Origin of the sequence: Mesorhizobium sp. M1348, assembly GCF_040317925.1 — a bacterium.
Taxonomy (GTDB): domain Bacteria; phylum Pseudomonadota; class Alphaproteobacteria; order Rhizobiales; family Rhizobiaceae; genus Mesorhizobium.
Window position 1 is genome coordinate 16,087 of the sequence record NZ_JAMYLH010000007.1, and the last position, 18,094, is coordinate 34,180.

Consider the following 18,094-nt stretch of genomic DNA (forward strand, 5'->3'; position numbering starts at 1 on the left):
TGATATTTTTATCAGTTGTTGCAAAATTTTTCACAAGGCGTCGCCCGAGTCAAGCAACCGCTGCGTTTAAATCTCCATCCGGGAGCTTGCTGGCTTGGTCGAACAAGGGCCAAGCGGATCAACGGGCAAGAATCAAATACCGCTTGCGCGCATTTAAAACGTTTGCAATTTGACCTGGACTGATTACAAACGTTTCAAACTTCGTTCGGGAGGAAACGATGCCGACCCGCGTTACCACCCTCAAGGAACTTGCTGCGCAGCTCGACCTGTCGATTACCACCGTTTCGCGCGCGCTTGCCGGCCACGAGCAGATCGCCTTGAGAACGCGCCAACGTGTCGCCGAGGCCGCGCGCCAGGCCGGCTATGTGCCGAACACGGCAGCCCGCACGCTGGTCTCCGGCCGCAGCGGTTTTGTCGGCATGGTGCTGCCGATCCGCGGCCCCAATCTGGTCGATTCCTTCCTCGGCGAATTCGTCACCGGGCTCGGCGAAGGGTTGGTTTCGCACGGGTCCGACCTGATTCTGGCCGCAGCGGCGCAGGGCCAGTCGGAACTTTCCGTGCTTCGCCATGTCGTCGAATCCGGACGCGCCGATGGGGTCGTCGTCACCCGCATCGCCGAGGTCGACGAGCGGCTTGCTTATCTGCGCCGACGCAATTTCCCGTTCGTCGCGCATGGCCGGCTGCTCGACGGCGACTTTGCCTACCATTGGCTCGATACTGATGGCGCACATGCTTTCGGCGAGGCCTTCGACATGCTCTACGATCTCGGACACCGCCATTTCGGCCTGGTGACGATTTCCGAGCCGATGACGTTTCGCCATCTCAGACAGGACGGGCTCGCTGCCGCGATTGCGCGCCGGGGCGATCCGTCCGTCAGGCTCTATGTGGCGACGGCGCCGCGTTTCGATCGCGGTGCCCGCATCCAGGCAATCAACCGGCTTCTGCACGCCACCGAGCGGCCGACGGCGATTATCGCGCTGTTCGACGAGCTGGCGCTGACGGTGATGGAAGAGGCGGGGCGCGCCGGACTTGCCGTTCCTCGCGACCTTTCGGTGATCGGCTTCGACAACATAGCCGCCTCAGCCTATGCCCCGCCGGGGTTGACCACTTTCGACGCTTCGATCCGGCAGTGCGCGCGCGAGATCGGCGAGATGCTGCTGACCGTCATCCGCAACAAGCCGGACGCGCCACTGACCCGGCTGGTCCGGCCGACACTTGTCTCGCGAGCAAGCCATGGCTCGGTACCCACAGGACAGAACTGATGTCCGCTTCGCGGCGCAACCCAGGGAGGAAGATGACGATGAATGCTTTGAGGATATTGGCAGGCGCCGTGCTGGCGCTGTCGCTCGCTGCCGGCGCAGCACAAGCCCAGCAGGTGTTGTTCTGGTCGACACAGGCGCGACCTGTGGAAGAGACGCAAAAAATGCGCGGTGAGGTGCTGAAGGGGTTTGACGGCCAGGTTGACTATCAGGTCGCCGAGGACGGGCCCTGGCTCACCCGCCTTCAGGCCGAACTGCAGGCCGGCTCCGGCACCATAGGCGTGCTCGGCGGCCTGCACGGAGACTTCTCCACCGTCGGCGCGAACCTTGTCGATCTCTCTGGCGTCGATCTCGGTGGCGTCAAGGTCAACGAGACCTACAAGAAGCTCGGCATGCTCGGCACCGGAGAGCAGAAGTACCTGCCATGGATGCAGGCCACCTTTCTGATGGCGGCCAACAAGCAGGCGCTGCAATACCTGCCGGCCGGCGCCGATCTCAACACCATCACCTATGACCAGCTCATCGAGTGGGCGAAAAACATCGCAGAGAAGACCGGCTCACCCAAATTCGGCTTTCCGGCCGGCCCGAAAGGGCTGAAGCACCGTTTCTTCGAGGGTTTTCTCCTTCCATCGTATACCGGCTCGATGGTGACCAAGTTCCGCTCGGCGGAGGCCGAGACGGCGTGGAACAAGTTCAAGGAATTGTGGCAATACACCAACCCGAATTCGACCAACTATGCCTTCATGCAGGAGCCGCTGCTAACCGGCGAAGTCTGGGTGGCATTCGATCACGTCGCGCGCCTCGCCGACGCCTTCAACCAGAAACCCGATGACTTCGTCGCCTTCCCGGCGCCGGCTGGCCCGGCAGGCCGCGGCTACATGCCGGTGGTGGCCGGCGTCGCTATCCCGAAGACCTCGCCTGACATGGACGAGGCCAAGGCGCTGGTCGCCTATATGCTGAAACCGGAAACCCAGATCGCGACGCTGAAGGCGACAAACTTCTTCCCCATCGTCGACGTCAAGCTGCCCGACGACATGCCGGCCTCGGTAAAGGCCTTCAGCCCAGTGATCGCCACCATGACCGGTGCCCCGGATGCGCTGCCGGCGCTGCTGCCAATGGGACTTGGCGGCCTCGGCGGCAAGTTCAATCAGATCTACACCGACAGCTTCGAGCGCATCGTGCTCGGCGGCGAGGATGTGCACGGCGTGCTCGACGAACAGGCGACGGCGCTGAAGGCGATCATCGACCAGGCGAAAGCGCCGTGCTGGGCGCCCGACAAACCCTCGCAAGGCGCCTGCCCGGTCGATTAAGAATCCTCCCCGGGCGTCCGGACCTAGCGCGCCGGGCGCCCACCCTTTCAAACGCCGAACAGAGAACGCTCCATGCACGGCAAGGCCCTGCCCTATCTGCTGCTGATGCCGGCGACGCTGTTCCTCTGCGTCTTTTTCCTCTACCCGTTCGTGTTGGTCGCCTTCGAGGCGTTCACCCGCGACGGCAGCTTTACGCTCGACAATTTCCGCACCATGGCGGGCAGCTGGAAATTCCCGGTCACGGTCCGCAACACGCTGCTGTTGAGCGCCGTCGTCGTGCCCATCCAGCTGGTCATGGCGCTGCTGATGGCAACGGTGGTGTCGCGGCTTGAAACCGGGCGCAGCGCCGCGCTTTACATCTTCGCTATTCCGCTCGGCATCTCCGATCTCGCCGCCGGGCTGATCTGGCTCGCCATCTTCGACCAGTCCGGCTTCCTCAACACCTTGCTCTCCAATCTCGGCGTCATCGAAAGGCCGGTCATGTTCCTCGGCTACCAGAGCAAGCTGACGATCTTCATTGCCGTGGCGCTGGCCGAGATCTGGCGCGCGACCGCCATCATGATGGTCATTCTGGTCGCCGGCATGGGGCTGATCCCCCGGGAATATTACGAGGCAGCCGAGGTCTTCGGCGCTAGCCCGTGGAAGCGCTTCATCAAGATCACGCTCCCTCTGTTGCGCCCAAGCCTGCAGACGGCGATCATCCTGCGCGTCATCCTTGCCTTTGAGGTCTTTGCCGTGGTTGCAGCACTCGGCGGCACCAATCTGCCGGTGCTGATGGGCGAGACCTACAATTGGCAGTTCACGCTGCAGGACCACAATGTCGCCGCCGCCATGGCGCTGTTCATCCTCGCCATCTCGATCGGCTTCACGCTGTTCTTCCTGCGGGTGCTGCGTGTGCCGAAGGAGGCTCGCATATGAGCACCGTCGCGGAGCTCTCGATCGCCGCGCCTGAGGCCCGCAAAGCGGGCAACTGGTTGCTGGTCGCAACCGTCATCCTGCTTTGCGTCTGGGTGCTGCTGCCGATCTATCTGTTGATCGTCAACACGCTGTCGTCGCCGGAAGAGGTGACCGCCTTTCCCAAGCGCTTCTTCCCGTCATTCGATTTCGGCAGCCTTTCTTTCTTCATCAATTTCGCCGGTGTCGCCAAGGCGCTGTGGAACTCCGTCCTCGTCGCCACGCTGACGATGCTCCTCTCGATCGGCTTCGGCGCACCCGCCGGCTACGCGCTGTCGCGGTTCGAATTCCCAGGCAAGGAAACGTTCCGTTTCCTTGTGCTGATGACCCGCGCCTTCCCGCTGCCGCTGCTGGCGCTACCGCTGGCGGTGATGTTCATCCGCACCGGCCTCGACGATACCGCGATCGGGCTGGCGCTGGTCCACACCACGCTGGCGCTGCCATTCGCGGTGCTGATCACTTTCTCGCTCTTCTCCGGCATTCCAGTTGAGCTGGAGGAAGCGGCCTGGACGCTCGGCTGCACGAGATTGCAGGCATTCCGAAAAATCATTCTACCGCTGGCGCTGCCGGGCATCGCGGCGTCGGCGGTATTTGCCTTCACCATCTCCTGGAACGAGGTGTTTGCCGCCGCCGTGCTCACCATCGAGAACCGGACGCTGACCGCCTTCCTGCTTCAGAGCCTCGGCGAATCGCCGCTCTACCTCAAATTCGCCGGTGGCGCGGCACTGGTCATCCCGGCGCTGATCTTCATCTTCGCCGTTCGCAAATATCTGTTCGCCATGTGGGGGATCGCCAACCGATGACGCGCACAAAAGAGAACGCCGATGGCTGAGATCGCCATCAAGCAGGTCGCAAAACGTTTCGGTGGCTTCACCGCGCTGCATTCGATCGACCTGACCATCGCCGACCAGGAATTCATGGTGCTGCTTGGCGCCTCGGGCTGCGGCAAGACCACGCTGCTGAGGATCGTCGCCGGGCTGGAAACGCCAAGCCAGGGCGAGGTCTGGATCGGCGGCCGTCGCGTCGACCATCTGCCGCCGCGCGAGCGCGGCATCGCCATGGTGTTCCAGAATTACGCCGTGTTTCCGCACCTGACCGTGTTCGAGAACATCGCCTTCGGCCTGCGGATGAAGAAGCTGCCGCAGCAGGAGGTCGAGGGGCGCGTCAACCGCACCGCGGAGCTCATGCACATCGAGCAGCTTTTGAAGCGCTATTCGGGCCAGCTTTCCGGCGGCCAGCGCCAGCGCGTGGCAGTCGCTCGGGCGCTCGCGATGGAACCTGACGTGATCCTGATGGACGAGCCGCTGTCGAACCTCGACGCGCTGCTGCGGCTCGAAATGCGCGCCGAACTCAAGGGCGTGCTCGCTGCGTCCAAGACCACCACCATCTACGTTACCCATGACCAGGTCGAGGCGATGAGCCTCGCCGATCGCATCGCCGTCATGCACCAGGGCCGTATCGTCCAGGCCGCCTCGCCGGTAGAGGTCTACCGCAATCCAGCGGCCCGCTTCGTCGGCTCCTTCATCGGCAACCCGCCGATGAATTTCATCCCGGCGACCAAGGCGGCAGACGGCAGTTGGACCGTCGCCGGGCTGACGCTGCCTGGCCCCAAATCCGACAAGCCGACGATAGAATTCGCCATTCGCCCCGAGGATGTCGACGCCGGCACCGAAGGGCTGCACGCCACCGTGCGCGTTGTCGAGCCGCTCGGACCGCACACGCTGGTCACCTGCGATGTCGAGGGCGGCCTGTTCCGCGCCATCCTCGAATCGAATGTCACGGTCGCTGTCGGCGATCACCTGCGGCTCTTGCCCAAACCCGACCGCATCCGCTGGTTCGATCCCGAAACCACCAACGCCCTTTGATCCACCTTCGATCCTGAAAGTACGAACGCCCCGATGATATCTCTTGCTGTCGACGAAACCATCGCCCGCGCCGTCGAGGTGCTCAGGGAAAACGACCAAGGCACCTACACCATACCGACCAAGGGCCTCTACCCGTTCCAATGGAACTGGGATTCCTGCCTGACCGCGCTCGGTCTTGCCCACTACGATGAGGCTCGGGCCTGGACCGAGATCGACACGCTGTTCGCCCACCAGTGGCCGGACGGCATGGTACCGCACATCGTCTTCCATGTCTGGAGCGATGGCTATTTCCCCGGGCCGGAGGTCTGGCGAACGGACCGCCCGACCGCCACGTCGGGCATCACCCAGCCGGCGGTCGCCGGCTTTGCCGTGCGCCGTCTGTTCGACCGGGCCAAGGACAAGACCCTGGCGGCCGAGCGCGCCCGTGCGCTGTTGCCGAAAATCGATGCCTGGCACCGCTGGTTCTACGAACATCGCGACCCGAATGGCGAAGGGCTGGTCGCCATAATCCACCCATGGGAGTCCGGCCGCGACAACTCGATCGACTGGGACGAGGCGTTGGAGCGCGTGCCGACCGAAGGCGTCGAGCCCTACACCCGCCGCGACATCCTGCACGCCGATCCGGCGCATCGTCCAACCGAGGCACAGTATGACCGCTATATCTGGCTGCTGCAGCATTTCCGCGGGCTTGGTTGGGACAACGCCCGGCTGCACGACGCCTCGCCATTCCAGGTCGTCGATCCCGGCTTCAACGCCATCCTGATCCGTTCCGCCGCCGATCTTGCCGATCTCGCCGAGGCACTTGGCGAAACCGAAATCGCCAAGGCCAACCGCGCCCGTGCCGAAAAGGGGCTTTCAGCAATAGAACGGCTGTGGAGCGACGCGCATGGCCAGTACATTTGTTTCGACCGAGTGGCCGGAAAGCACGTTGACAGCGCATCGGTCGGCGGCATTCTGCCGGTGTTTTCGGCCATTCCGGAAAGCCGGGCAGCGGCCATCGCTGCAACGATCGAGCGCATCGCTGGCAAAGCGCGTTACATCGTCCCCTCGCATGAGCTCGATGATCCCCGCTTCGATGCCAAGCGCTATTGGCGCGGCCCGGTCTGGCTGGTGGTCAACTACATGATCGCCGACGGCCTTGCTGCCGCCGGCCACAGCCAAATCGCACAACGGATCACGCAATCCAGTCTCGAGCTGATCGCCGAGAGCGGTTTTGCCGAATATTACGATCCCCTTAGCGGCGAGCCGCTCGGCGGCAGCCGCTTCACCTGGACCGCGGCAATGGTGATCGAGTTCCTGAAGGGCAGAGCCTGAACGCTTCCGCCTAGGCCGCCGGCTATCAAAGCCCGTTCTGTCTGCCGAATAACAGTCGACACCATTTGCGTCTGAGGCATGTCCTGGCCCGTCAAAACAGGGCCAAGGCATGCCGATCTTCACCATGCCAGAGCTATAATAATTCTTCACAAACCGCTATCTATACTGCGTCGGGGCGGGGAGAAACGCGGCTTGGAATTCGATCTGAAAACCATTGAGGCGCTTGCTCCCGATCAGGCGTCGCTGAGCGCCGCCTCCAAGCTCACCAAACGAACGAACTGGCCGCGGCTCGAAAAGCATGAGCAGCAGGCGCTCATCTGGGGCGAATGCCAGGGCTCCGGCTCCAATCCTTATCGAGTGGTGGTCGACACGGGCGATCACGGCTACAAATGCACCTGTCCCTCGCGCAAATTCCCATGCAAGCACACGCTGGCCCTGATGTGGATTGCTGCCACCGCGCCAGCCAGTTTTGCCGCTGCCAATACCACGCCGGAATGGGTGAATGACTGGCTTGGCCGACGCAGGAAGACAACGCCACAGCCGGCGCAACCGGTACCCGGCGCGGAAGCCAAGCGCATCGGCGAAGCCGCACAAGCAGACGAGAGCACCGCCGTTGAAGATATCGCGGCGCTGGAGCGTCGCGAGGCGGCGCAGCGCAAGCGGGCGGAAAGCACACGAGAAGCAGTGTCGGCTGGGCTCGATGAGCTTGACCAGTGGATTGCCGACCAGTTACGGCTCGGTCTGTCCGGGTTTGTCGACGCCAGCAGCGACCGTTGCCGGCGGATTGCTGCGCGGCTGGTCGATATGAAGGCAGCCGCGCTCGCCGGCCGTATCGACGAGATTCCGTCGCGGCTGATGGGGCTGCGCAGCGAGGAACGGTCTGATGCGGCAATCCGCGAGCTCGGCAAGCTCGTGCTGCTGGCAAAGGCGTGGCGGGCGGCGCCCGACGACCCCGAGCTGAAGCGCCTCGTATCGACGTCTGAACCCCGCGAACAGGTTCTCAGCAGTCCGGATGCAAGACAGGTTGAAAGCCTCTGGGAAGTTCTCGGCGAGAAGATCGAGAGCCGCCGCGATGGTCTGGTCAGCCATTCGACCTGGCTGCTCGATTTGAAGAGCGCCACCCCGCAATTTGCCGTGCTGCTCGACTTTTTCCCGGCTTCGGCCGGGCGCCGGTCCAACGCTTTTGCACCAGGCGACCGTTTCAATGCCCGACTGGTGTTTTATCCATCACGCATGCCGCTCCGCGCCCTGGTGGCGGAGCGCATGGGGGAAGTTGCGCCCGGCGCGTGGCCCGATTTTGCTTTTGGCACCGCGAAGGATCCGCTCGCCACGCATGCTTCCCATCAGGACGCCGCGCCCTGGATCGCCGATTGTCCCCTCATGCTGCCGCCCGGCGCTATCCTGCTCGACGATCGGGGCATGGCATGGTGGCAGGCGGAGGATGAACCGCAGGAGATCGCCTTGCCGATCGCCGGCGCGGTAGATCAAACCTTGCTCGGCCTCGACCTTGCGGCCACGGCAGCGCTCTGGAACGGCGCCCGGCTTGAGCTTCTGGCGGCGCAAAGCGAGTTTGGGAGGCTTGATCTGGCGTGAACGAAAGCGAGCAAACAGGCCTGGCGGCAATGCGCGATTGCTGGATCACCGGCGGTGCTACGTTCGATCTGGCTCCGGCCGGATGGAAGGCAATCGCCGGCAGTGCAAGTCCCGACGAACAGGAGCGCCGGCTCCTGGCAATCGCAGCACAAGCGCTCGACGTCGCGCTGCGGCCGGCCGCGCCGACGACACTCAATCGTCGTCCGCCGCTGCCCAGACTTGTCCTGCCCATTCTGCCGGCACGATTTCGCCCGTTGTTGAGAGCCGCTCTGAAGCACGCCGCCGACGCGAGGCGAAAGACACGCGTGGCGGCGCTCGTCGCCAGCCGCGGCTTTGTGCTCCATCCCATGGACTGGATGCCCTCGGATCAGACCTGTCCTGACGTCTACGCACCATGGGTAGACTGGCAAGCAAGCGTGGACGGGGAAAGACATGCCCCACGAGAGAAACTGACGGCGGAAAACTGGGATGAGTTCTATCCCGCCGCGCGACGCTTGGCCCTTGCCGATATGCGCCGTACCGACCCGACATCGGCTCGAATGTTGATCGAAGCCAAGGCGTCGGGCGAACCGGCGGAAGTCAGGCTTGCGCTGGTCGAGCTTATGCGCTTCGGCCTGAGTGCCGAGGACGCGCCTTTCCTGAAAAGCCTTTCCGTCGACAGGTCCGGCAAGGTGCGCGAACTGGCTGGCCGGCTGCTGGCAAGATTAGGAGAGCACGTTCGCCCGAGCGACGGTGGACCGGACGATCCCGTAGCCGAGCTCGCCGCCCTTATCACTGAAGGCAGATCGGGCTTCATCCGCCGCCGGACGATCTACACTCCGGCAAAACTAAAATCCCAAGCGCAGGAGCAACGCCGCGCCGAACTGTTCGAGATATGCAACCTCGTCGACCTTACCGAACGGTTCAACACTACGGAAGCCGAATTCATAGGAGGCTGGCAATTCGGCGCCGACAATAAAGCCGACATCCTGATCGCACGAATGGTCGCCGCCTCAGGGAGCGAAGCCGCCCTTACGCAGATGGCGGATACGCTTATCGCCGAAGGCGGCAAACCGGCACTGTTCGTGCTTCACCTCATTCCCCGCCTGGACAGCCGCAGAAAGCGTGTCCTCATCAGGCTGATCCTCAAGGAGACGACTTATCTTGGCATGATCAACCTGGCGGAAGGCATCGATGCCGACTGGTTGGAATGGGACGACCTGACGAATGGACAGGCGCTCGCCGCACTGCGTTCCGCCGCCGGCGGAAAAGACGACGCCGCGCGGCGGGGTCTCGACGATGTACTGGAGACGATCGGCTTCCTTGCCACCGCGACCACGGCAGCGAAATTGATCGACGACATGGCCGCGGCGGGCGTGCCGCCCGCGGCTCCTTCACTCGGGCTTCTACGTCTCAACACATCACTGGCGGGGCCTGGAACCAACACATGACCAATCCGGAGAACAGCAAAATGAACGCAGCCATCCGCCTCCCGGTCGAGCAGGCCTACGCTTCGGAATTGCAGGCGCTGGCGCGCGATGACGATCGGCAGAGGCCTGCCGGCTGGAGCCTGTCGCCACAGGCTGTGCTGACCTATCTGCCAGGCGGGAAGGCCGGTGACGGCACCTTGGTAACGCCAAAATATGTCGGTCGCCGCCGGTTGATGGAAACCGCGGTAGCGACGCTCGCCACCGACCGAGCACTCTTGCTGCTCGGCGTTCCCGGAACCGCCAAGTCCTGGGTGTCGGAACATCTTGCCGCCGCCATCATGGGCGACTCGACGCTGATCGTGCAGTGCACGGCCGGCACCGACGAGAACCAGATCCGCTATGGCTGGAACTATGCGCAGCTACTGGCAAAGGGCCCGAGCCAGGAAGCGTTGGTGCCGACGCCGCTCTACCGAGCCATGTAGAACGCCAAGCTCTGCCGGCTGGAGGAACTGACCCGCATGGGCTCGGACGTGCAGGACACGCTGATCACCGTGCTTTCCGAAAAGATGATGCCGATCCCGGAATTGAACACCTCGATCTACGCCCAGCGCGGCTTCAACATTATCGCCACGGCAAACAACCGCGACAAAGGTGTCAACGAGCTCTCCTCGGCGCTCAAGCGTCGCTTCAATGTCGTGGTGCTGCCATTGCCGGAAGACATGGCCGAAGAGGTGGCGATCGTCTCCAAACGGGTCGACGAGATGGCTGGCGGACTCGACCTGCCGGTGCCGAAAAACGTCGGCGAGGAGATCGCCCGTGTGCTGACCATCTTCCGCGAATTGCGCTCCGGCGCGACTGCCGACGGCAAGGTGACGCTGAAGACGCCTTCCGGCTCGCTGTCGACCGCAGAAGCGATCGCCACGATGGTTGGCGGGCTCAGCCAGGCGGCGTGGTTCGACAGTGGCAAGCTCGGCGCCGAAGGTCTCGCCGCCAGCCTTGTCGGCGCGATCGTGAAGGATCCGGTGCAGGACAAGGTGGTGCTGGAGGAATATCTGGAAACGGTGCTCAAGAAGCGGCCCGACTATGCCGGCTATTACGCGGCGCTGAACGCAGCGATCTGACGCCATGGGCCACGGCGACATTGCCTATTTCGGGATACGCCATCACGGGCCGGGTTCCGCCGACAGCCTGGTGCAGGCACTGCAGGATTTGAACCCGGTCGCCGTGCTGATCGAGGGGCCGATCGACGCCTCTGAGCTTCTGCCCATGCTGGCCCGCCCCGAAATGCAGCCGCCGGTGGCGCTCCTTTGCTATCCGGAGGAGGATCCGGCTTCGACAAGCTTCTGGCCTTTCGCCGAGTTCTCGCCCGAATACCAGGCGGTGCTTTGGGCTGTGGGCAATAAGGCGACGTTGCAGTTTATCGACCTGCCGTCATCGGCACGGTTCACCACTGCTGCGATCGGTGGCGCGGAGGACGCCGATGCGACCGAAGCTATCCAAGCCCCCGAGAATGGTGACGCGGCTCCGCTACCGCGTGATCCGATAGCCATGCTGGCGCACGCCGCCGGTTATGAGGATGGAGAAAGCTGGTGGTCGGACATCATTGAACAGAACCCGGAACCCGGCCCCATATTTGCCGCCATCGCCGATGCGATGACGACACTGCGGGATGGCGAGGGTCCGATCGCGCAGCTCGAAGCAAAACGCGAGGCGCATATGCGGCTCGAAATCGCCGCGGCGCGCAAGGAGTTCGACGGGCCGATCGCCGTCGTCTGCGGGGCATGGCATGTGCCGGCGCTGCAGACCACCCACACTCAAAAAAACGATCAGGTCTTGATCAAGGGAATTGCGCGGCGCAAGACCACAATGACATGGGCACCGTGGACGGGACCGCGCCTGGCGCTGGGATACGGCTATGGCGCGGGCGTCGTCGCACCGGGCTGGTGTAAGCATCTCTGGCGCACGCGCGGCCGGCGCGATGTGGCGACCCTGTGGCTTGCGACGATCGCCGCCGTGCTGCGGGCGAAGGGTCACCTGATCTCGACCGCCTCGCTGATCGAAGCGGAGCGGCTCGCCCGGACGCTTGCCGCCATTCGCGAGCGGCCGAAACCCGGGTTTGAGGAATTGCGCGACGCCGCGATTGCGGCCCTCTTCAACGGCGAAGCGTTGCTGTGGAGGCTGGTTGAGGCCGAGCTGCTTCTGGGTTCGGACGTCGGGGAAATTCCGCCCGACACACCGCTGGCGCCGCTGATCGAGGATCTCCAGCGTAACCAGAGGGCGGCGCGCCTGAAGCCTGAGGCGCTGAACGGGAACTGTCGGTCGACCTGCGAAGCGAAAGCGGGCTGTTCCGCTCGACATTGCTGCATCGGCTGAACGTGCTCGGTGTGCATTGGGGCAGACTGACCGATGCCGGTCGCAGCCGTGGCACCTTCCGCGAGCGGTGGACCCTAGCGTGGGAACCGGAATATGCCGTTCGTCTGGTCGAGAACCTGATTTACGGTCCGATCATCGAAAAGGCTGCCAACGGTCGCCTGATCCAGATGATCAATGCTGCGGCGACGCTCGATACGCTTGCGGGACTGGTCCAGAGCGCCATCACGGCAAACTTGTCGGAAGCATCTACTGCCGGCCTCACGGCGTTGGAGGCACGCGCGGCGCGCAGCAGTGAATGCCTGGAGATCCTGGCGTCGGTGCCGCCGCTCGCCGAAATCATCCGCTACGGCGAGGCCCGCAAAACGCAGACGGACCGGCTGTCCGGCCTCATGGAGCGGCTGATCGTCGAAGGTGCGATCGCGCTTCCCTATGCTGCGCGCGATCTGGACGAGCAGGCCGCCGCGACACTGGTTGGTGCGATGCGCAAGGCCAATGAGGCGATCAGGCTGGTCGAACCCGGCCAAGACGTACTGGATGGGTGGCGCAACGGGCTGGCGGTCGTGCTGGAGGCGTCACGGTCGACGGCGCTGCTGGCCGGGTGCGCCGCACACCTGCTGTATGAAGCCGGTCGCCTGTCCGCCGAAGCCGCTGCCGGGCTGCTCGGGCGACGCCTGTCACCGGGGACGCCTGTCACTGAAGCGGCCGGGTTCTTCGAAGGCTTCTTCAGCACAGCCGGTCAACGGCTGATTTATGACGAGGGTCTGCGCAGTGCGGTCGATGGGTGGCTCAGATCCCTGGACGAAGATGCTTTCATCGCGCACCTGCCGTTGCTGCGCCGCGTCTTTTCCAATCTGGACAGCATGGAACGCCGCCGGCTGATCGAAGCGGTCCTCGGCCGCGCCGCGCGCTTGCCGGCTGGCCTGACGCCGACGCCGGATGGCGGCGAGGCATGGCGCCGGCACCTGGGGCTGCTTGGATCATTGCTCAACGGAGAAACCGGCAATGGATGACGAGGCCGAAATGAACGAACCCGGCCCGCTCACTGCTGATGGCGGAAGGGAGCGCCGCTGGCGACTGGCGATCGGCGCCGATGACGAAACGTCTGGGGCACTTTCCAGCGACGACAAACGGCTTTCGGCGGCACTCGACGCTCTCTACGGCGACGGCGTTAGCGCCGCTTCTGCCGACCCGCGCAAGCGGCGTGGCGGCCTTGGCCGGTCGGCGCCGCGCGTCGCGCAATGGATGGGCGACATCCGCTCCTTCTTTCCGGCGCAGGTCGTCCAGATCGTCCAGAAGGACGCCTTCGAACGGCTGGACCTGAAGCAGATGCTGATGGAACCGGAATTCCTCAAGGCGATCGAGGCGGACGTCAATCTCGTCGCCGACCTGATTTCGCTGCGCTCGGTCATGCCGGCCAAGACCAAGGACATTGCCCGGACGATCATTGCCGATATCGTCGCCAAGCTGATGCAGAAGCTGGAGCAGAAGACCGCCGAGGCGATACGCGGCGCGCTCGATCGATCGAGACGAACCAACCGCCCGCGTGCACGCGATATCGACTGGCAGCGCACTATTTCGGCGAACCTTCGCCACTATCAACCCGAGCACAAGACCATCGTGCCGGAGAAACTGGTCGGCTTCATGCGCAAGCAGCGCCGGCTTGTCGATCTGGATGAGGTCGTTCTCTGCGTCGACCAGTCCGGCTCGATGGCAAGCTCGGTGGTCTACGCCTCGATCTTCGCGGCGGTGATGGCCTCGCTGCCGGTTGTGCGCACGAAGCTTGTCTGCTTCGATACGGCGATCGTCGACCTGACCGAAGAGCTCAGCGATCCCGTCGAGGTGCTGTTCGGCGTGCAACTTGGCGGCGGCACCGACATCAATCAGGCGGTCGCCTATTGCGCCGACCGTATCGAACGGCCCACCAAGTCGCATCTGGTGCTGATCACCGACCTCTATGAAGGCGGTGATGGCCAGGAACTGCTGAGGCGACTGGCAGCGCTGGTTCGATCCGGCGTAAATGTCGTCGTGCTTCTGGCGCTGACTGATCAGGGCCGGCCCGGCTACGATCCCACAATGGCAGGCTCGGTAGCAGCCGTTGGTATTCCCGTCTTCGCCTGCACGCCGGATCTGTTTCCGGACATGATGGCTGCGGCCTTGCGCCGTGCGGATATCGGAGTATGGGCGGCGACCGCCGATATCAAGCTGGTCCGCGCCGAGGCGGAGGCGTCACCAACTGCCATAGTTTGACAAAACGCGGTCCCCGCCTATGGTCGACCTGTTACAGGAGCGGCGCATGGCGACAGCAACTGACTGTATTTTTGGCGGGTTTTCCGCACTTTTTCTTTCCAGCGAAATTCGCGTCAAGCCGCTCCTGCAATCCTCGCCGGTCTTCGCGTGCGTCGCATCGCTATCTGCGCGCCAATAGCATCCGTGAGCGCCCTCTCCTCGCGAACCGCCGAGCTTCTCTCGCGACTTGAGGGTCGGCTGGACCGGTCGGCGATCGTCTCGGCCGATGAGGCCGGGCCGCGTTACAGGGAAGACCCCGACGGCAAGACCGGTGCGCGGCCGGAGGTCGTGCTGCGACCGCGCACTGCCGGCGAGGTGTCGGACATACTGCGCCTCTGCAATGAGGCGGGGCAGAGGCTTGTGATCCAGGGTGGCCGGACCGGGCTCGCCGGCGGCGCTCGCATCCAACCCGGCGAAGCTGTGCTGTCGCTGGAGCGCATGACTTCCGTTGAAGCTCTCGACCGCGAGGCGGCGACCATCATCGCCGAGGCCGGCGCGCCGCTGCAAACGGTGCAGGACGCCGCCGATGAGGCCGGCTTGCTGTTCGGCGTCGACATCGGAGCGCGCGGCACGGCCACGGTCGGCGGCAATGTCGCCACCAATGCCGGCGGCATGCGCGTGCTGCGCTACGGTATGTACCGGGCCCAGGTGTTTGGCCTGGAAGCGGTGCTTGCCGACGGCAGTATCCTGACCTCGCTCAAGGGTTTGGCGAAGGACAACTCCGGCTACAACCTCAGCCAATTGTTCATCGGCAGCGAGGGCACGCTCGGCGTGGTCACGCGCGCATGCCTGCGGCTGCATCCGAAGCCAGCCACCGAGATCAACGCCTTCTGCGCGCTTGCTTCGCTGGACGCAGCGATCACGTTGCTGGCGCTGCTCAGGCGGAAGCTCGGGCCCTTGCTGTCGGCCTATGAGGTGAATTTCGCACCGCTCTATGGCGCCATGATCGCCGGAATGGAGGCGCCGGCGCCGCTGCCCGCCGGCTCGCCCGTCTATGTGCTTGCCGAGATACAGGGCAGCGAGCCCGATCGCGACGGCGAACGTTTTGCCGCGGTGCTGATGCAGGCGGTTGAAGATGGCGTGATCGACGATGTGGTCGTCTCGCAATCGCCGCGCGAATTCCGGGCGCTCTGGGCGGTGCGAGAAGAGGCCAACCGTTTCCTGTTTTCGATGGCGGGCCTGATTGGCGTGGATGTCAGCATCCCGCTGGCGAAAATGGGGACTTTCCTGCGCGAAACAGAAGCCGCCATCAAGGCCATCGACTGGGGCGCCGACATCTACGTCTTCGGCCATCTCGGCGACGGCAATCTGCATTATCAGGTCCGCACCGTGGATCCGGCGGCCGCATACAGCGTCGTCTACCGCGGTGTCGCCGGCGCTGGCGGTGGCGTTTCGGCCGAACATGGCATCGGCCTCGACAAGAAGGAATGGCTGCATCTGGTGCGCAGCGATGCAGAGATCGCGGCTATGCGCCGCTTGAAAGCAGCCTTCGACCCGAACAACATCCTCAATGCCGGGCGCATCTTCGACCTCGCGCCGGGCTGAAATCGAAGGCCGGTAGCGCTGGCGGGGTGCTGCCTCTATCTGGTCGCGCTCTTCAATTCCGCATGCGCCACCGCGATGCGGGCGGCGAGCGCGGCGTTGTTGCGGACCAGCGCGATGTTGGCCCTCAGGCTGCGGCCTTGCGAAAGCTCGTTGATGCGGGCGAGCAGAAACGGCGTTAGTTCCTTGCGCCCGATGCCGCGCTTCTCTGCCTCAGCCACGGCCGCTGCGATTGTGCCGTCGATGAACGCCGGATCGAGCGCGTCCGCTTCGGGGATTGGGTTGGCGACGAGAATGCCGGTGCCGGATTCCATCTCATCATGCAGCAGCATCGCTCGCGCGATCTCGTCGGGCGTGTCGAGGCGATGATCGGCCTTGAGCCCGCTGGAGCGGGTGTAGAAGGCCGGAAAATCGTCGCTCCGGTATGCGATAACCGGTACGCGCTGGGTCTCCAGGTATTCCAGCGTCTTCGCAATATCGAGGATCGACTTAACTCCGGCGCAGACGACGGTCGTGCCGGTCTGGCCGAGTTCGGTCAGGTCTGCGGAGATATCGAAAGTGGCTTCGGCGCCGCGATGCACGCCGCCGACACCGCCGGTCGCAAAAATGCCGATGCCGGCTAAAGCGGCGATCCGCATCGTCGCCGAGACGGTGGTTCCGGCCGAGCCACCACGCACCATTATGGCGGCGAGATCGCGCCCGGAAGCCTTGACCACGCCCTTTGCCGCTGCCAGCTCTTCCAGTTCACGGTCATCGAGGCCAACCTTAATCTTGCCGGCGACTACCGCGATCGTGGCGGGCACGGCGCCGTTTTCACGCACCACCGTCTCGACACCACGGGCAGTTTCCAGATTGGCCGGATAGGGCATGCCATGGGTGATGATAGTCGATTCCAGTGCCACCACCGCGCGGCCTTCATCAAGCGCGGCAGCGACTTCGTCGTTCAAGTGGACAAGGGAAGGTTTCATATCATCTCGCTTTCAGGCAGGAATGCGGTACATGCCGGCGGCAAGGAAGCGCGGCGACAGATCAGGATGGACGCTGGATTCGCTCTCGGTAGTCAGCGTGGCAAGCAGCGCGCCGGTGCGCACGGCATGAGCGAGCGGCTCACCCGAAAGCACCTTGTACAGAGTGCCGGCGATCATCGCGTCACCGGCGCCGGTGATGTCGACGGGCTGGGCCGGGACGGAGTGCATGGTCGTCACACCGCTCTCGGTCGCAACGGCAAATCCATGCGCGCCTACGGTCACGATCACCTCGCCAGCGCCGGCCGCGCGCAGCGCTGCCGCTGCCTCCTCCGGCGTCAGCCGCTTGTCGGCATCCGTCATGCCGAGCATCGTACTGGCCTCGTCATGGTTGGTGAACAGAAGGTCGATGCCGGTCAGGTCCTTCGGCAGCCGCGCTGATTTCGGCGACGAGACCGTGTCGACGGCGAGCTTGAAGCGCGCGCCCTGCTTGCGCGAGATCAGTGCTGCGAGGGTCGCAGCCGGCAGATTGCAGTCGATGAACACCCATGTCGCTGAAGCCAGATGCGGCCAGAAGCGGTCGAGATAGGACGACGAAAACAGATCGAAGATCTCCATGTCGGCAATGCCGAGCACGAGATCATTGTTGCGGTTGAGGATGGCCGCATATTCGGCCGTCGGCCGTTCCGTGGTGGTGATGACCTGACTGACATCGGCGCCAAGATCGCGCAGGTGCCGCACCAGCGAGCGGCCGGTTTCATCGTCGCCGACGATCGAGACGAAGCTTATGTCGACGCCGAGGCGTGCAAGGTTTTCGGCGACGTTGCGGGCAACCCCGCCGAAGCTGCGATAGCCGTCGACCGGGTTCGACGTCTCGAAAATCAGATCCTTCTTGGCGTGGTATTTGCGGTCGAGCACCGCGCCGCCGACGCAGACCATGCGCTTGGACGTCGGCAAGACGTAACCACGGCCGAGAATGTAGCCCTTGTTGACGAGTTGCACGATGTGGGCCGCGACCGTCGAGCGGGCGATGCCGAGCACCGTTGCTATGTCCTGCTGACCGGCGAATGGGTTCGCCGCAATGAGGTCGAGAACCGCTTGTTCCTGTGCTCCAAGGTCGTCCATTGTTTTATCCGGCCGTCAAATTCAAGGCTTTCAATATTCAGACAACAGATGCTGTTGTCAACATTTGTTTGTTCCGCCGCATTGGCCACCGGCGCCCGC

12 protein-coding genes and 2 pseudogenes are annotated in these 18,094 nt (G+C 63.8%); 12 read left to right on the forward strand and 2 right to left on the reverse strand.

Annotated features, from left to right (window positions below):
• Positions 1-218 precede the first annotated feature (218 nt).
• From NKH13_RS14250 to NKH13_RS14305, 12 genes and pseudogenes are all read left to right on the forward strand, one after another.
• On the forward strand, positions 219-1,262 hold the full coding sequence (locus tag NKH13_RS14250; RefSeq protein ID WP_352717858.1) for a substrate-binding domain-containing protein: 1,044 nt from the start codon (positions 219-221) through the stop codon (positions 1,260-1,262).
• Positions 1,263-1,300: 38 nt separating this feature from the next.
• Positions 1,301-2,569: an ABC transporter substrate-binding protein gene (locus tag NKH13_RS14255; protein WP_352912846.1), complete on the forward strand. Its 1,269-nt coding sequence runs from the start codon at positions 1,301-1,303 to the stop codon at positions 2,567-2,569.
• Between the two features lie 72 nt (positions 2,570-2,641).
• Entirely contained in the window at positions 2,642-3,487 is an 846-nt protein-coding gene (locus tag NKH13_RS14260) for a carbohydrate ABC transporter permease (protein WP_352912847.1), read from the forward strand.
• Positions 3,484-4,326: a carbohydrate ABC transporter permease gene (locus NKH13_RS14265; protein WP_352717854.1), complete on the forward strand. Its 843-nt coding sequence runs from the start codon at positions 3,484-3,486 to the stop codon at positions 4,324-4,326. The genes NKH13_RS14260 and NKH13_RS14265 overlap by 4 nt, the downstream gene beginning before the upstream one ends.
• A 21-nt stretch (positions 4,327-4,347) precedes the next feature.
• Entirely contained in the window at positions 4,348-5,388 is a 1,041-nt protein-coding gene (locus NKH13_RS14270) for an ABC transporter ATP-binding protein (protein ID WP_352912848.1), read from the forward strand.
• Between the two features lie 33 nt (positions 5,389-5,421).
• Complete coding sequence (locus NKH13_RS14275) at positions 5,422-6,702, forward strand: amylo-alpha-1,6-glucosidase (RefSeq protein WP_352717851.1); 1,281 nt, start codon at positions 5,422-5,424, stop codon at positions 6,700-6,702.
• 192 nt (positions 6,703-6,894) lie between these two features.
• On the forward strand, positions 6,895-8,295 hold the full coding sequence (locus NKH13_RS14280) for an SWIM zinc finger family protein (protein ID WP_352717850.1): 1,401 nt from the start codon (positions 6,895-6,897) through the stop codon (positions 8,293-8,295).
• The gene (locus tag NKH13_RS14285) at positions 8,292-9,725 is read left to right on the forward strand and encodes a DUF5691 domain-containing protein (protein ID WP_352717848.1); all 1,434 of its coding nucleotides are present in this window, start codon (positions 8,292-8,294) and stop codon (positions 9,723-9,725) included. The genes NKH13_RS14280 and NKH13_RS14285 overlap by 4 nt, the downstream gene beginning before the upstream one ends.
• 20 nt (positions 9,726-9,745) lie before the next feature.
• A pseudogene (locus tag NKH13_RS14290) lies at positions 9,746-10,825 on the forward strand (ATP-binding protein).
• A gap of 4 nt (positions 10,826-10,829) precedes the next feature.
• Positions 10,830-13,087 (forward strand): annotated as a pseudogene (locus tag NKH13_RS14295) (DUF5682 family protein).
• Complete coding sequence (locus NKH13_RS14300; protein WP_352717847.1) at positions 13,080-14,324, forward strand: VWA domain-containing protein; 1,245 nt, start codon at positions 13,080-13,082, stop codon at positions 14,322-14,324. The pseudogene NKH13_RS14295 and the gene NKH13_RS14300 overlap by 8 nt, the downstream one beginning before the upstream one ends.
• 183 nt (positions 14,325-14,507) lie before the next feature.
• The gene (locus NKH13_RS14305) at positions 14,508-15,908 is read left to right on the forward strand and encodes an FAD-binding oxidoreductase (RefSeq protein WP_502914566.1); all 1,401 of its coding nucleotides are present in this window, start codon (positions 14,508-14,510) and stop codon (positions 15,906-15,908) included.
• A gap of 35 nt (positions 15,909-15,943) precedes the next feature.
• On the opposite strand, the gene NKH13_RS14310 is transcribed toward NKH13_RS14305, so the two are convergent.
• Together NKH13_RS14310 and NKH13_RS14315 are read right to left on the reverse strand one after the other, a co-directional pair.
• Positions 15,944-16,873 (reverse strand): pseudouridine-5'-phosphate glycosidase, encoded by a 930-nt coding sequence (locus NKH13_RS14310; protein ID WP_352717845.1) that lies wholly within the window; start codon positions 16,871-16,873, stop codon positions 15,944-15,946.
• A gap of 12 nt (positions 16,874-16,885) precedes the next feature.
• Complete coding sequence (locus NKH13_RS14315; RefSeq protein ID WP_352717844.1) at positions 16,886-17,995, reverse strand: carbohydrate kinase; 1,110 nt, start codon at positions 17,993-17,995, stop codon at positions 16,886-16,888.
• Between the last annotated feature and the right edge of the window lie 99 nt (positions 17,996-18,094).